The sequence below is a fragment of the Methylobacterium sp. J-090 genome (genome assembly GCF_022829345.1).
In the GTDB taxonomy this organism is placed as follows: Bacteria; Pseudomonadota; Alphaproteobacteria; order Rhizobiales; family Beijerinckiaceae; genus Methylobacterium.
Genome location: NZ_JAKSXV010000111.1, coordinates 1 through 644 on the forward strand (window position 1 = coordinate 1; position 644 = coordinate 644).

Below are 644 nucleotides of genomic sequence, written 5' to 3' on the forward strand. Positions count from 1 at the left end.
TCCCTTGAGAGCCGTGGAAGACCACCACGTTGATAGGCTGGGTGTGCAAGCGCGGTGACGCGTTGAGCTTACCAGTACTAATCGCTCGATTGAACTTGATCGCTCCCATGATCCATGTCCGTGACTTGGTTCGGCAGCCGCATGGCTGGCGGAGCCAAGCTGATCGGCAGCCGCTGCAAAGCAGCTTCGATCAGCGGACCGGTCAGAGAGACAAAAGACCAGAACGGTCGACGCCGAACGGCTGTCGGACAGCTTGGCGAACGATGTCCTGCACCGGCCCGTGGGCGAGGCGAGCGGGACCGCCGAGACCATGCGCCGGCTCTCCGCCGCCGCCGCCCGCATCGGCGACGTCGTCGGGATCGTCTCGCAGTTCGCCGGCCAGACCAACCTTCTGGCGCTCAACGCCACCATCGAGGCGGCGCGGGCCGGCGAGGCCGGCAGGGGTTTTGCCGTCGTGGCCACCGAGGTCAAGGAACTGGCCTCGCAGACGGCGCGGGCCACCGAGGAGATCGGCCGGCAGGTGGCGCAGGCGTCCGGGATGTCGTCGACGGCCGTCGGCGCCGCCGCCCGCACGGGGGAGACCATGGCGGCCCTGTCCCAGGCCGCGACCCGGATCGGCGACGTGACATCGGAACAGCGGCGTG

At 68.6% G+C, this 644-nt stretch carries 1 protein-coding gene and 1 rRNA gene; both read left to right on the top strand.

What is annotated here, in order from left to right:
- A 23S ribosomal RNA gene (locus MKK49_RS23395) occupies positions 1-103 on the top strand; the annotation flags it as partial.
- 150 nt (positions 104-253) lie between these two features.
- Positions 254-644: methyl-accepting chemotaxis protein (locus tag MKK49_RS23400; protein WP_409565131.1), on the top strand; the 391-nt coding region annotated here is incomplete at its 3' end.